Annotated in this window: 17 protein-coding genes; 12 read left to right on the forward strand and 5 right to left on the reverse strand. The window is 33.0% G+C overall.

Features of this window, described 5'->3' with window-relative positions; translation table 11 throughout:
- Window positions 1–40: 40 nt before the first annotated feature.
- Window positions 41–1,318, reverse strand: coding sequence for a sensor histidine kinase (locus STERM_RS02600; RefSeq protein ID WP_012859999.1), 1,278 nt, complete (start codon window positions 1,316–1,318; stop codon window positions 41–43).
- Window positions 1,312–2,004 (reverse strand): response regulator transcription factor, encoded by a 693-nt coding sequence (locus STERM_RS02605; RefSeq protein ID WP_012860000.1) that lies wholly within the window; start codon window positions 2,002–2,004, stop codon window positions 1,312–1,314. The genes STERM_RS02600 and STERM_RS02605 overlap by 7 nt, the downstream gene beginning before the upstream one ends.
- A gap of 345 nt (window positions 2,005–2,349) precedes the next feature.
- On the opposite strand from STERM_RS02605, the gene STERM_RS02610 reads away from it, so the two are divergent.
- Window positions 2,350–3,579: a DUF3829 domain-containing protein gene (locus STERM_RS02610; protein WP_012860001.1), complete on the forward strand. Its 1,230-nt coding sequence runs from the start codon at window positions 2,350–2,352 to the stop codon at window positions 3,577–3,579.
- A gap of 55 nt (window positions 3,580–3,634) precedes the next feature.
- Window positions 3,635–3,991 carry a hypothetical protein gene (locus STERM_RS02615; RefSeq protein WP_012860002.1) on the forward strand — a complete coding sequence of 119 codons (357 nt, stop codon included), beginning with the start codon at window positions 3,635–3,637 and terminating at the stop codon, window positions 3,989–3,991.
- 85 nt (window positions 3,992–4,076) lie between these two features.
- Here STERM_RS02615 and STERM_RS02620 read toward each other — a convergent pair whose 3' ends face one another.
- Window positions 4,077–4,997 (reverse strand): hypothetical protein, encoded by a 921-nt coding sequence (locus tag STERM_RS02620; protein WP_012860003.1) that lies wholly within the window; start codon window positions 4,995–4,997, stop codon window positions 4,077–4,079.
- 262 nt (window positions 4,998–5,259) lie between these two features.
- Between STERM_RS02620 and STERM_RS22625 the strand changes: the two genes are divergently transcribed.
- Complete coding sequence (locus STERM_RS22625; protein ID WP_012860004.1) at window positions 5,260–5,388, forward strand: hypothetical protein; 129 nt, start codon at window positions 5,260–5,262, stop codon at window positions 5,386–5,388.
- A 209-nt stretch (window positions 5,389–5,597) separates the two neighbouring features.
- On the opposite strand, the gene STERM_RS02625 is transcribed toward STERM_RS22625, so the two are convergent.
- Entirely contained in the window at window positions 5,598–5,954 is a 357-nt protein-coding gene (locus STERM_RS02625; RefSeq protein WP_012860005.1) for a winged helix-turn-helix domain-containing protein, read from the reverse strand.
- Window positions 5,955–6,205: 251 nt separating this feature from the next.
- On the opposite strand from STERM_RS02625, the gene STERM_RS02630 reads away from it, so the two are divergent.
- From STERM_RS02630 to yedE, 5 genes are all read left to right on the forward strand, one after another.
- The gene (locus STERM_RS02630; protein WP_012860006.1) at window positions 6,206–7,192 is read left to right on the forward strand and encodes a methionine ABC transporter ATP-binding protein; all 987 of its coding nucleotides are present in this window, start codon (window positions 6,206–6,208) and stop codon (window positions 7,190–7,192) included.
- Window positions 7,192–7,860: a methionine ABC transporter permease gene (locus tag STERM_RS02635; protein WP_012860007.1), complete on the forward strand. Its 669-nt coding sequence runs from the start codon at window positions 7,192–7,194 to the stop codon at window positions 7,858–7,860. Before STERM_RS02630 ends, STERM_RS02635 begins: the two co-directional genes overlap by 1 nt.
- Window positions 7,861–7,871: 11 nt before the next feature.
- Window positions 7,872–8,693, forward strand: coding sequence for a MetQ/NlpA family ABC transporter substrate-binding protein (locus tag STERM_RS02640; RefSeq protein ID WP_012860008.1), 822 nt, complete (start codon window positions 7,872–7,874; stop codon window positions 8,691–8,693).
- On the forward strand, window positions 8,683–9,501 hold the full coding sequence (locus STERM_RS02645; protein WP_012860009.1) for a DUF169 domain-containing protein: 819 nt from the start codon (window positions 8,683–8,685) through the stop codon (window positions 9,499–9,501). The genes STERM_RS02640 and STERM_RS02645 overlap by 11 nt, the downstream gene beginning before the upstream one ends.
- 94 nt (window positions 9,502–9,595) lie before the next feature.
- Window positions 9,596–10,669 (forward strand): YedE family putative selenium transporter, encoded by a 1,074-nt coding sequence (gene yedE, locus STERM_RS02650; RefSeq protein WP_012860010.1) that lies wholly within the window; start codon window positions 9,596–9,598, stop codon window positions 10,667–10,669.
- A gap of 74 nt (window positions 10,670–10,743) precedes the next feature.
- Here the strand turns inward: yedE and STERM_RS02655 are convergent, their stop codons facing one another.
- Entirely contained in the window at window positions 10,744–11,079 is a 336-nt protein-coding gene (locus STERM_RS02655; protein ID WP_012860011.1) for a MerR family transcriptional regulator, read from the reverse strand.
- 190 nt (window positions 11,080–11,269) lie between these two features.
- Here STERM_RS02655 and STERM_RS22630 point away from each other — a divergent pair, with 190 nt between their 5' ends.
- The 4 genes from STERM_RS22630 to STERM_RS02665 all read left to right on the forward strand — a co-directional run bounded on the left by STERM_RS22630 (window position 11,270) and on the right by STERM_RS02665 (window position 12,830).
- Entirely contained in the window at window positions 11,270–11,398 is a 129-nt protein-coding gene (locus STERM_RS22630) for a hypothetical protein (RefSeq protein ID WP_012860012.1), read from the forward strand.
- Between the two features lie 52 nt (window positions 11,399–11,450).
- Window positions 11,451–11,579, forward strand: coding sequence for a hypothetical protein (locus tag STERM_RS22635; protein WP_012860013.1), 129 nt, complete (start codon window positions 11,451–11,453; stop codon window positions 11,577–11,579).
- Window positions 11,580–11,754: 175 nt separating this feature from the next.
- A complete protein-coding gene (locus STERM_RS02660; protein ID WP_012860014.1) occupies window positions 11,755–12,042 on the forward strand; it encodes a DUF2316 family protein in 288 nt (95 codons plus the stop codon).
- Window positions 12,039–12,830, forward strand: coding sequence for an MBL fold metallo-hydrolase (locus tag STERM_RS02665; RefSeq protein WP_012860015.1), 792 nt, complete (start codon window positions 12,039–12,041; stop codon window positions 12,828–12,830). The genes STERM_RS02660 and STERM_RS02665 overlap by 4 nt, the downstream gene beginning before the upstream one ends.
- Window positions 12,831–12,878 lie beyond the last annotated feature (48 nt).

Genomic DNA, 12,878 nt, shown 5'->3' on the forward strand with positions numbered 1-12,878 from the left:
TATCATATGAACCTTTAGGAAACCTTGAATGAATATAAAATCAAACAGGTATTTTGACTGTGAATATTGTTTTTTTATTTTCTATGCTGATAACTTCTATACTGCCGCCAAGTTTTTCTATGCCGGTTTTTGCTATGGACAGCCCCAGACCATGTCCGCCGTCTGTTCTGGATGTATCAGAACGGAAAAAACGATCGAAAATTTTTGGCAGATCATATTCTGATATGCCGCGTCCGCTGTTTTCTATTTTTAGCAAAACAATGGATTTTGTTTTATCCAGTAAAATATTAATTGTTCCGTTTCGGGGTGTATACCGGACAGCATTGTCAATAAGAATATGAATGCATTGTTCTATCAAGGCAGGATAGGTAAAGGCAGTTACTTCCGCAGGAATATGTCGTTCAATAGTAATATTTTTATCATCAGCAGTGATTTGGAATAAACTGACTGTATTATTCAAAATATTGCCTATATTAACAGCGGATTTATTTAGCAGTGTATTTTCTGTTTCTGCTTTGGAAAGTGCGAGCATGCTTTGCACCAGACCGGACATTCTCTTCACTCCTTTAGAGGCATAATCAATCCATTTCAACTGACTGGCAATTGTTTCATCTTTATTTGCATATAAGACATCAAGATTTGCACTGATAATACTCAGAGGAGTTTTTAGCTCATGTGAAGCATCCGCTATAAAACGCTGTTGGTTTTCCCATGTTTCTTTCATAGGCTTTATGGCACGGTTGGAAAAATAGACACTCATAATATAAAATGCGGCAAGTAAGACACTTCCCATTAATAACAAAGTATTTCTCAGAATTATTAAGCTTTTTTTTGCTTCGGTCACATCAACAAAGCGGATTTGATAAGTTTCACCGTTTGACACAGATTCATTATCCAAAATAAGCAGAGCTGAAGCAGGAGTTATTTTATACTGCCACAATCTTCCGCTGATTTTTACAGTTTTATTTTTATGCTCTTTCCATGCTCTGCGGGCAGCCAGTTCGTAATCTTCAAGGGGCAATTTTAATGCGGAATCTATTACCAGTACTTTTCCTTCTTCATTTGTAAGCAGGTTAAAGTAGATTCCTCTGTCCGGAAATATTCTGTTGATAATAACAGCATCTGTTTTTTCACTGCCTAATGCGACACTGCCTGCAGCCATAACCTCCAGCTCTTCATGAAAGTTTAGTTTGTCATTTATCTCAGAAGCAGTTTTGAAATATGAAATAGCGTAAACAGCAAGAAACGCAGTGATGAGGGCAGTACTGGTAAGTCCGAACATCAGGAACAAAAATTTATTTCTAAGCTTTATCAGCAAGCTGATTCCTCCTCCGGGTATTTTATAATATATCCTATTCCTCTGATTGCCTTTATTAAAAGCACGCTGCCTGCCTGCTTCAGTTTTTTGCGTAATAAGGATATATGAATTTCTGCATGATTATCTTCTGCTTCAGAGTCATAGCCCCATAATTTTTCTATGATAGTTTCTTTAGAAACAGCAGTATTTTTATTTGTAATAAGTAATTCCAAAGCCTGTGATTCCTTTAATGTAAGGTTTATTTTATTATCCCGGCAGGAAAGCAGCAGCAGATGAGGATTCAGACTTATATCCCCGAATTTCATGATTCCGTCAAAAATCAGTTCTCCTTTTCTTCTCGTTAATGCTCTTAGTCTTGCTAAAAGCTCCTCCATTTGAAAAGGCTTTTCCAGATAATCATCTGCTCCGAAATCCAGACCCTGTACCTTGTCTTCTGTCTGGCTTTTGGCAGTCAGTAAAATGACAGGAACAGGTATCTTAGACTCTCTTAATAATTTCAGTACACTAAGACCGTCTCTTTTGGGAAGCATTATATCAAGAATCACTGCATCATATATTCCTGATAAAGCACAATCCAGACCATCTTCCCCGTCAGCTGCTATGTCAACACTGTAATTATTTTTTCTGAGAACCTGTGCAACAGCCTCTGCAATCATAATCTCGTCTTCTACTATAAGTATTTTCATATCGAACCCTTTCTTTAGAGTATATTTTTAGGATTTATCTGAACATAATTACTCATATCCGTTAATAATTAACATTAAAAAAATTTATCTTTCGACCATTATAGCATTCTCTTTTCTTATATATCAACCGGTTTTTATAATAAGGAAAATGGACTATTATGTCTTCTCTTCTTTTTATCTTTTAGTCTATATTAATTCTGTTAAGATTTTATGTATTTTTCAAATATTATGATATAATTAATAAATAAAATGAAAAACGGCTGTTTTATTATATAATATTTGCCGGGGAAATTTGGGAAACAGCTGAAAACTGACTAGTGCAAAATAAATGGAGTGTAGAATTTAATGGGGATATTCGATTTTTTTAAGAGAAAAACAGATATAGAAGAATATTATGAAAAAAGGGAAAAAGAAAAGAGAAGGGAAAGATACAGAAATTTTAATAATTATACAGAAATACCAAGAAAAAATACAAAGCTTTACGAAAGAAACGAGACTGATAAAATCAGCAGGAGCTTTAAGAAGAAAAGGCTAATAGCATTTTTAATAATTACAGGTATAGCCTTATTTCTTTTAAATACTTTCAGGTATGAAAGTTATTACGCTGAAGATTATGATTTTGTGTTAATGGAGCAAGGGAAAACCTGTAAGCTGAATGATAATATTTATATGGGGAAGGACAGGCTGACCGGCAGAGTGTACATAAATGCAGATGAACTCTGGAAAATTTTTAAAATAGAAGAATTTGAATATGAAGCTGTCAGAGACAAAGATTTTAAATGGGAGTATTTTGATGAAGAACCTGTGAGGATAACAGTAAGCAGTAATAAAAAGAAAGCAACACTAAACTATATCAGCAAGAGAAAAATTCTTTATGCAGATCAAAAAATATTTTCTGTCTGGAGCTGTCCGGATATAACTGATATTAATAATTGTAGAATACAGAAAAGATACGGCGTATCTTATAATGAACTGAAAAAAGAATTTTATATGACTTTGGATATAAAAGCGGATAAAAAGAAAAAAATAATTTATTTTATAAAAAATGATAATGGTTCTTGGAAAAAAGCAAATAAAGAGATGGAAAAAATGAGAAAGAAAAAGGCAGCTGAGGAGAAAAAATATAATAATTATATTCGTTTATATGACCGGCTGGAGTTTTATTCCGAGGATTTTGATTACTATTTTTCTGGTGCCGGCAGAGAAGAAAAGTTTACAGATAAATATAAAAGAATCAGGTTCAGATTAGATCAAAACTATATAAATAAACTGGAGAATACAGTAAAAGAAGAACCTGAAATACCGGAGGCAGATATTGCAGCCAAAAATCTGGTCTTAGTTTTGAATGAATTATTAATTCTTTTTGATAAAACAAAAAGTTATTATAAAAATGCGGAATATTTGAATGACGGGTATGAGGGGGCACAGAAACTGCATACGGAAATTTTAGAAGGATCAGAAAGGTATAAAGCATCTGTCTGCGATTTTCGAAGAATTTTAGAAAAAAATGGAATGCAGGAGGTAACAGAGAGCTGGTATAATAATGTGGAGGAGTATAAAATAGACTGTTATTGAGAATAAACCTGTAAATAAATTTCAAAATAAAAAAATATCAAAATGGAGGGAAAAAATGAAAATACCAATTTCACTGATAATAATCAGTGTATTAATTATTATAACGGGGGTCTTAAGAATTTTTGTAGGAATATTCGGAATGGCGTATATTGAAAACCCCGGAATGTATCTTACTGTGGCTTTTTATTTAGACAATTTATTATTCGGAATTTTGGCTGTTGTATCAGGTGTTTTGATACTGCTGAGTAAAAAGCAGGGTATGATAATTTATACTATATCTGTTGTTTTATTATTCATATTTTATTTAGCTGTTTCAGGAATATTAAGAGCAATAAATTATACAATACTTCCGGTAATACTTTTGATTATATTAATAATAATAGTGAGAGTAACAGGATATTTTAAAAAATAAATACCGCGCTCAAAGCAATGGAATTTATTAAAATAATTCCGGAAAATCCGGCTGTTATTACAATTATTTCTGCTTATTTTTAGGATTATAATTTTCCAAATCCTTGAAGATAAAGCATATTAGCAATAATTAAGCCGGATTTCCACCAATTTTTACTGACTGCCCATTCCTGCGGAAAATCTTTCCATTTCCATGGAATATCCCATGAACCGTCTTCTAACTGAGTTTTGATGATATATTCACATTCATACTCCGCAATATCTTCATTATTGATGTAAAAAATACTGTTACTTGAGTTAAAAAACTGAGACGGCTTACAAATATATGAAGTTTTCCATTCTGTAGTATCTCTTGTAAGTAAATTATTAACCTGTTCTGTTAGTTTATTTTCAAGTGCCTGCAAATTGATGATTTCATTTGTTTTTGTCTCTGTGCAGTATTGCAGGAATCGGATATAGCAGGATATTGTGTGCATATCATTTTTTCTTTCATCAGACAAAAGCTGTGCAGCAGCTTCTTTTGCTATCCGGCAGCCCAATTGAAAAAGTCTGCTGTTTTTATCTGCAAAGCGAATTATGAAACCGGCCAGACAGACAGTAGGATTATAATTAGTACAAGTAATATTATTATCATCTTTGGCATACCACCATTGTGCATGCGGGAAATCATTGTTGCTTTTTACGATATTATACCAAAAGTGTCCGTCAAAATCTCGGCCGCTTTGAAGATAATCCAGTATTCCTTTTATAATTTTGTGATTACTGTCAGAAAAATTAATTTTTTTCAAAATTTCTGTAGCAGCCCATGTTTGAACAGGCGAAGAATTTGGATTCCATGAATCTGCCTCCAGAGCATGACCAAAGCCCCCGTCTTTATTTTGATAGAAGGATAGTACCGCCAAAACATTTTCTTTGCTGCCATTTTCAAAATGATACTGCCATTGTGCTAATTCAAGAGGGCGTGCATTTCGATAGATAAATTCTCTTGCTTTTTCCATAACTGACATAGCATTTCTCCTTTCTTTCAAATTTTAAGTTATCCTTTGATTAAGAGTTTTATATGAAAACTATAGCATAAAATATTTAATAAATCTATCTGGTGCTTTCAGAGCTGATTAATCAGATAAAGATAAGGAAATAATTATATTGAAAAAATCTAATGAATTTTAGAAATTCTTATGAAATTCTAAGGAAAAAGACACGAAAATGCCATATTGATATTATATAATAATCATAACCAAAAACACACTATATTTAGGAGGTAACAACATGAAAAAACTGATTTTAGTTTCGGCTTTATTTGCTCTCACAACATTTTCAGTAATGGCAGATGCAATAACTTATGATACGCCTGAAGAAATAATAGGGAGAATTCAAATGGAAATGAAGCATAAATAATATAAACGGGAAGATGTATCACGAATACACCTTCCCGTTTTAATTTATACATATTTTTAAAATATACTTTAGTAATTTAACATTATATTTGAAATAATCTTTATATTTTAGTCAGCAGATTATTGGCTGCAAGTCTTTGAAGCTAAAATAAAGCCAAATTTCAAAAAAAAATAGAATTATAAAATGTCCTTTGGAATTTCCGGTAATCATTATTCAAATTCTTTGAAAGATTTTTTTATGAGCTCTAAAGCATACTTTTTTACATCTTCCTCTACCGCATTAAACTGGTAAACAAAAAATTTGCCAAACTGGGTCAGTTCAGAGCCTCCGCCCTTAGTTCCGCCGATAGACTTTTCAATTAATTTTTTCCCCAGCTTAGCCTCCGCTCTTTTAATAATATTGAGAGCTTTTTTATAATTCATTCCGATATTTTGGGCAGCCTTATTAATGGAACCAAGCTGGTCAATTTTTTGAAGCAGTTCGGAGATACCGCTTCCATAAGTAACAATATTGTCTATTTTGATTCTTATCCTTATATCAATATCATAATAATCATTATTATTCATAATTTCCCTCACAAACAGTTATAATAACATAATAGCAGAAAATTAAAGAACTTTAAAGCGAAAAAAAATTCATTGACTAAATAATAATACAAGGTATAATAAAGTGTTGTGTAAAAAAGGCATAACGATAGATGCAATAAAATAAAGATTAATTATAAAAAAAATACGAAAATTATTTGAAAAAAGAAAAACTTATGATATTCTTTAATAGTTCGGTTTAATGAATTTAAAGCCGCTAAACATAAAGGAGGATGACTAAAATAATTAATGTACAAAATGTAACAAAATCTTATAACAAACAGATAATTTTAAAGCAGATAAATATGACCGTAAAACCGGGAGAAATATACGGACTCATAGGACTTAGCGGTTCCGGAAAGTCAACATTGCTGAGATGTATAAACGGAATAGAAAAGTTTGACAGCGGGGAAATACATATTGAGAATGAGTTAATCTCTTATGATGACAGTATAAAAAGCAGAAGGATCAAAAAGAGAATCGGAATGATCTTTCAGAATTTTGCATTGCTGGAACGTAAAACAGTTTTTGAAAATATAGCTCTGCCGTTGAAGTGCTGGAAGGAAGAGAAGAATAAAACAGAGAACAGAGTAAAAGAGCTTATGGAATTTGTAGGGATAAGTCATATAGCCGGGAAAAGACCCTCACAGATCAGCGGCGGACAGAAACAGAGAGTGGCAATAGCACGTGCTCTTTCATTATCTCCCAAAATTTTATTATGCGATGAGGCAACCTCAGCTTTGGATCCTAATACTACGAAGTCTATTTTGGAGCTTTTGAAAGAAATAAACAGGAAACTAAATATTACTGTTATTATTGTTACTCATGAAATGGAAGTAATAAGATCTGTCTGTGATAAAATGTCAATAATAGAAAATGGTGAAATTAAGATATCCGGTGATACACAGGAAATATTCCTTATGAATCCGGAACCTCTTCAGAATGTCACAGGTAAAAAAAGAATACAGCTTTCAGAGGATAAAACAGTTTTGAAAATAAGCTTTACTTCTCAGGAAGATACTGCTGTCCTGTCATATATGCCACAGGATCTGAAAACAGGATTTTCTATTTTATCAGCAGATATTGATAATTATAATGAAAAAACAACAGGTAATGTTTTTATCTCTTTCAAAGCAGAAAATAAAGCGCTGATAATGAATTATCTGCTGGAAAAGAAAATCATGTTTAGTGAAATATTTGACAAAGAAGGTGATGAATAATGAATTTTTCATCAACAAGATTATTTGAATATATTCCTAAAATTATTGTTCCGGCTTTATTTGCCACATTAAGAATGCTGCTGTTTTCCATGCTTATTTCAGTTATATTTGGAACAATAATCGGAATTATATTGACAGTAACAGGGTCGGGTGATTTGAAGGAGAATAAAAAAATATATAATACTGTTGGTTTTTTCGTAAATACAATAAGAGCTTTTCCGGTTATTATCCTAATAGTGGCAATTACTCCGCTGACTAAATTTATAGTCGGAACATCAATAGGAGAACAGGCGGCCATTGTTCCGCTGAGTATAGCAGCTACACCTGTTATAGCAAGACTTATACAGAATAGCTTTGACGAAGTAGACAGGGATCTCATAATAGCGGCTAAATCCTTCGGAGCGAGTACAATACAGATTATATTTAAGGTTTTATTTGTTGAGGCTCTTCCGTCTATTATTTCCGGACTTACAACAACAACGATTTTATTTCTGGGGTCGATTACTCTGGCAGGAGCCGTGGGTGCCGGAGGACTTGGAGCCGTGGCTTTGACATATGGTTATCAGCGTTTTGATGATGCTGTAATGTACACAATAGTATTTATATTATGTATTCTGGTTTTTTTAATTCAGGGTACCGGAAGTTTATTATATAAAAAATTAAAATAGGGAGATTGTTTATGAAAAGAAATTTTTATTTATCAAAAGTAATAGTTATCACAATTCTGGTTTTAGGATTACTGGGATGCGGAAGCAAGAAAGAGGAGCCGTCATCGGAAGAGAAAAAAGAGGTAAGCATAGCAGTAACAGAAATATCAGAGGTATCTCTAAAGGCAGCGGAGAGTGAGTTTCAAAATAAAGGATTTAAAGAAAAACTCATTCTGGTTGATTCAAATGTTGCATTATTAAAAAGTATAAATGACGGAAGTGTAGATGCAGGAATGGCTGTGCATAAAGCATTTATGGAAAAATTTAACAGGGAAAATAACGGGGATCTGGTTATGGTTCAGCCATATACATATTATACAGGGATCGGACTGTATTCGGAAAAGTATAAATCGCTGGATGAAATACCGCAGAAAGCAAGAATTTCTATTATGAATGATGCAATGAATATGGATAAGGGCCTTAGAATGCTGGAGGATGCAGGATTAATAACCTTGGATAAATCAAAAAATGATCAGTATACACTTTTGGATATAAAAGAAAATCCTAGAAATATAGAGATTATCGAAATGGATCAGGCACAGACGGTAAAAAGTCTGGAGGAGCTGGACGGAGCTGTTGTCTTTTTTACACATATGAGAAATGCCGGAAAAGACTACACGACTTATTTATTCAGGGATCAGGACGCAAAAGATTATCCTATTGCTTTAGTGGTAAAAAAAGGAAATGAAAATGCACCTTGGGCAGTAGCTTTGGCGGAATCTTTGAGATCGGAAGAAGCTGCGAAAGTAATAAAAGAATATTTTGGCGGAGTGTTTACGACATATGAGGACTAGAATAAAAGCCGGCGAATCAGATGAATGGCTGGAAATACTGCTGGAACTAAAAAGAAAAGCTGTAGGAGTACGTTTTTTATTTGACAGAAATGATTATGAAAAAAGCAGCTCTGCTGGTAGAAACGGCACTGTTCCATACTGTACAGCCGTGCGAAATGCATCAGAAGGAAAAAGCATAAAGCTTCATCTCGGTAATTTTGCATGTCTGGCTGCTGCCAGAGGACTGGGACTAATGGAAAATGATGAAATCAGCAGGTCAGGGAAAAGACACAGCGATATGGGTGTTTATGAAAATGTACTTGTCAGCAGAAATATTGCAAAAGATATGGTTTATTGCGGACATTTCGTTTATGGTGTAGAAATCAGGCCGTTAGAGGATTATAAGGAGCATAATCCGGATATAATAATTATTATTACCAATCCTTATAATGCAATGAGAATAGTACAGGCACATGCATATACCAAAGGACAGCTGAAAAATATAAAAATGGCAGGTATGCAGGCAGTATGTCAGGAATGCACGTCCTATGTTTATGAACGAAATGAAATAAACTTATCTATGCTGTGCTCGGGGACAAGATGTGTAGCACAATGGAGCAAAGAGGAGATGGGAGTGGGGATTCCTTTTCAGCAGATTAATGATATTATTTACGGACTTGTGCAGACTGTAAATCCTATGGAAAATAACCATGATAAAAAATTAATTCAGGAAAAGCTAAAATCAGCAGGAAAAGATCTGGAATTTGAAATTGAGTATAATAAAAATTATTATACAGGAGTATTTGTAAGCAGTAATTCTAAAAAATAACGAATTTTGGATATTAATTCCGGTTAGAATAAAAAAATTCAAAATTTTTGTTAATGGATATACATTAAACTTATAAAATGGAGGTTTTAGAAAAATGAAACAATTGACAAAAAAATCTATGATTTATACAATAACAGGAATTATTTTTGCTTTGATTATCTTTTATTTGACTTTTACAGGAAATCCTAAAAATATGGGTGTTTGTGTAGGGTGTTTTATAAGAGATACTTCTGGAGCTGTTAATTTACATAATGCAAAAGCGTTTCAATACATAAGACCTGAAATAATCGGGATGATTTTCGGAAGTTTTATTGTATCTTTATTAATCAGAGAAAAATTCAGTGTTCATTTATATCCGGTTATTTACTTTTTCGGCGGGGTATTTACAATGATAGGAGTACTTATTTTTCTGGGATGTACTGTAAGAGTTTTTGTTCGTCTCGGCGGCGGCGACCTGAATGCTGTATTTGGTTTATTAGGCATGATAACAGGTATAGGGACAGGAACGTTTTTTATAAAGAAAGGTTTTTCACTGCCTGAAAAGGAAAAAACTTTTAACAGTAAAAGCTACACATACATCATGCCTGTGATTTCTGCTATATTGTTTTTATTACTGATTTTGAAGCCGGGCTTTGTTTCCTTCAGCGAGAAAGGAATTGGTTCCCAGCACTCGCCGATTATTCTGGCTCTTATCGGAGGGCTTATTATAGGAATATTGACAAACTATTTTGATTTGGGATTTAACTCGGGATTTAGAAATTTATTAAGCGGGAAAATGGAAAATCCACAGATATTATTTCCGGTTTCAATAATTGTTTTTCTTCTGATATTGAATTTTGTATCGAAAAATTTGAACATAGGATTTGCAGATCAGCCGGCTGCTCATTCTTTTCAGCTTTGGAATTTTTTAGGACTGTTTATTGTGGGATGGATAGGATCTTTGCTGCAGGGGTGTCCGCTGCAGCAGCTGGTGAAATCAGCCAAAGGAAATTTGAATTCTATATTTTTTATAACAGGAATGTTTTTGGGAGCCGGATTTCTACATAGAATAGACGGAGTATCCACACCTAAAGCAGTTCCGTTTAACGGAAAAATATCACTGATCGCAGGATTAATATTTATGCTGGTTATTTCTGTTTATTACAGCAGAAAGAAAAATAATGCATAGCTGTTAAACAGAATATATTAAATAATTACAGGTGTTTATTACTTCATGGGAAGCAGTAAACACCTGTTTTAATATTACTTTTTATAATTATTATCATCACTCATTAATTCTGAGAAAGTTTTGAAAAATGTTTCTATATTTTTCTCGACTTTTGCAGCGGCAGCATCTAAAGTGTAGCCTTCCTCCACTAACTCTTTTATTGATAATATTTTTTTTATATTAAGATAGTTATATTTTCTTGTCTCTCCGTCAGAACCTTTTTCTGATTTAATAATTCCCTTTTCTTCCCAATAACGTAGTTTTCTCGTAGGAACTCCTGTGATTTCCGAAACCTCTCCTATTCCGACGATAAGCTTTCTTAATAACTCAGAATCAATAAGAACTTCTTTTCCTTGTTTTTCATTTTTCATAAATAATCTCCCTTTCCAACTTAAATTCACAACATCTTATGTAATTATTTTACAATAAAAGAAAAAAAATTGCAAATTATTCTTGACATTATTTTGTAAATAAGTTACAATAATTTTATTAAAGTTACAGTTGATGTAATTTTAAACACGAAAAAAGATTAAATAAAATGATTACATAAGGAGGTACAGTATGAAAAAGACATTACTAATTCTTACGCTAACACTGGCAGCATCATACACAGCATTAGCGGAAGCCGTGACATATGACTCATCAAAAGAAATAATTGAGAGAATACAGTTTGAAATGAGACATAAATAAATATCTGAAATATAAATGAAAATATAAAATAAACTATATAAGGAGGAACAACATGAAAAAAACACTATTAATTTTGACATTAACACTGGCAGCATCATACACAGCTTTAGCGGAAGCTGTGACATATGACTCATCAAAAGAAATAATTGAGAGAACACAGTTTGAAATGAGACATAAATAAATTTATGTAAAAAGATAAAAACAGAATAAAAGATTTTAGTTTTGGAGGTATGAGTTTATTCATACTTCCTTGCTTAAATAAAAAAGAGAACAAATATAAACATCATAAAAATAATTGATGAATACATAAAATAAGCCGGGCAGTTAAAAAAATATATAAATTGGAGGTTTAGCTTATGAGTTTAAATATCGAACAAAAAAAACAAACCAGTATAGAATTACATGAAAATTATAAAATTTCAGGATTAACACCGGAAGATATTCAGTCTGATTTAGGTCTGGATCCGAATCAGCTGGAAAATATACTGAATATCAAATCGATATCAGATCCCACTGCTGTATGGCGTTTACGGGATTATATGGAAGAAAAGATAACGGAACAGGGGAAAACTCCTTATCCATACTCTGTGCTTATAGAAAATATTTATTTTCCCTATAAAAAAGAAAAAAAGTGGGAAGAATGAAAATCAAGACAGCGGGCGTAATGATATTGCTGGTTACAGTTGCATGCGGCAAAATTGAAGAAGGGAAAAACTTTATTTCATATTCTTCAAATGAAACTGTGATACAGGGCAATGATAAAATGTCTGGAGAAGTAACCTTACTTTCGGGGAAAGCATCAATACAGGGCGAAGTACGAAGCTTTCAGAATAAAGGAAGATTTTCCAGTACAGTTCACGTTCTAAGTTCTGAAAAAGGCAATATTCTTATTGATCCGGGACATTATTCAGAGGAGCTTTCAAGGTATGCGGAGTCAATCGGCGGGCTGGATGCAATATTAATTACACACGGACATTGGGATAATATATATTCCTTAGATGAGGCTGCCGCAGCTAATCCAAACGCTAAAATATATATACATGAACTGGATTATAATTTTCTGCGTGATCCTGTACTAAACTGTTCGGATATAAACGGATTTTCCCTGATGCTGGACACAAAGCCTCTGACTTTTACAGAAGGTACATATACAATCGGAGGATATACATTTGAAATTATACATACGCCGGGGCATACCTGCGGCTCGAGTATATTTTACTTTGAAGAGGAAAATGTACTGTTTGGCGGGGATACCATAATGTCTGAACTCGTAGGCAGTGCAAAACATCCCACAGGTAATGAAAAGGAAAGAGAAAATACGATAAAAAAGTTTAAGCAGCTGAAATTTTCCGATGATATGAAAGTTTTTGGCGGTCATAGGAAAAATACTGTCTATAAGGAATTGATGAAAATAAATAAGGATCTGCAGTAAAAATAAAGGCAAAAATACTGTAAATAAGAAAAGCCTTCTGTGATAAAA

Source organism: Sebaldella termitidis ATCC 33386 (assembly GCF_000024405.1).
GTDB lineage: Bacteria > Fusobacteriota > Fusobacteriia > Fusobacteriales > Leptotrichiaceae > Sebaldella > Sebaldella termitidis.

Coding starts and splice junctions, on each gene's coding strand:
- STERM_RS02605 (WP_012860000.1), bottom strand. CDS start 2,004: ATGAAAATACTTATAGTAGAAGACGAGATTATGATTGCAGAGGCTGTT.
- STERM_RS02610 (WP_012860001.1), top strand. CDS start 2,350: ATGGGGATATTCGATTTTTTTAAGAGAAAAACAGATATAGAAGAATAT.
- STERM_RS02615 (WP_012860002.1), top strand. CDS start 3,635: ATGAAAATACCAATTTCACTGATAATAATCAGTGTATTAATTATTATA.
- STERM_RS02620 (WP_012860003.1), bottom strand. CDS start 4,997: ATGTCAGTTATGGAAAAAGCAAGAGAATTTATCTATCGAAATGCACGC.
- STERM_RS22625 (WP_012860004.1), top strand. CDS start 5,260: ATGAAAAAACTGATTTTAGTTTCGGCTTTATTTGCTCTCACAACATTT.
- STERM_RS02625 (WP_012860005.1), bottom strand. CDS start 5,954: ATGAATAATAATGATTATTATGATATTGATATAAGGATAAGAATCAAA.
- STERM_RS02630 (WP_012860006.1), top strand. CDS start 6,206: ATGACTAAAATAATTAATGTACAAAATGTAACAAAATCTTATAACAAA.
- STERM_RS02635 (WP_012860007.1), top strand. CDS start 7,192: ATGAATTTTTCATCAACAAGATTATTTGAATATATTCCTAAAATTATT.
- STERM_RS02640 (WP_012860008.1), top strand. CDS start 7,872: ATGAAAAGAAATTTTTATTTATCAAAAGTAATAGTTATCACAATTCTG.
- STERM_RS02645 (WP_012860009.1), top strand. CDS start 8,683: ATGAGGACTAGAATAAAAGCCGGCGAATCAGATGAATGGCTGGAAATA.
- yedE (WP_012860010.1), top strand. CDS start 9,596: ATGAAACAATTGACAAAAAAATCTATGATTTATACAATAACAGGAATT.
- STERM_RS02655 (WP_012860011.1), bottom strand. CDS start 11,079: ATGAAAAATGAAAAACAAGGAAAAGAAGTTCTTATTGATTCTGAGTTA.
- STERM_RS22630 (WP_012860012.1), top strand. CDS start 11,270: ATGAAAAAGACATTACTAATTCTTACGCTAACACTGGCAGCATCATAC.
- STERM_RS22635 (WP_012860013.1), top strand. CDS start 11,451: ATGAAAAAAACACTATTAATTTTGACATTAACACTGGCAGCATCATAC.
- STERM_RS02660 (WP_012860014.1), top strand. CDS start 11,755: ATGAGTTTAAATATCGAACAAAAAAAACAAACCAGTATAGAATTACAT.
- STERM_RS02665 (WP_012860015.1), top strand. CDS start 12,039: ATGAAAATCAAGACAGCGGGCGTAATGATATTGCTGGTTACAGTTGCA.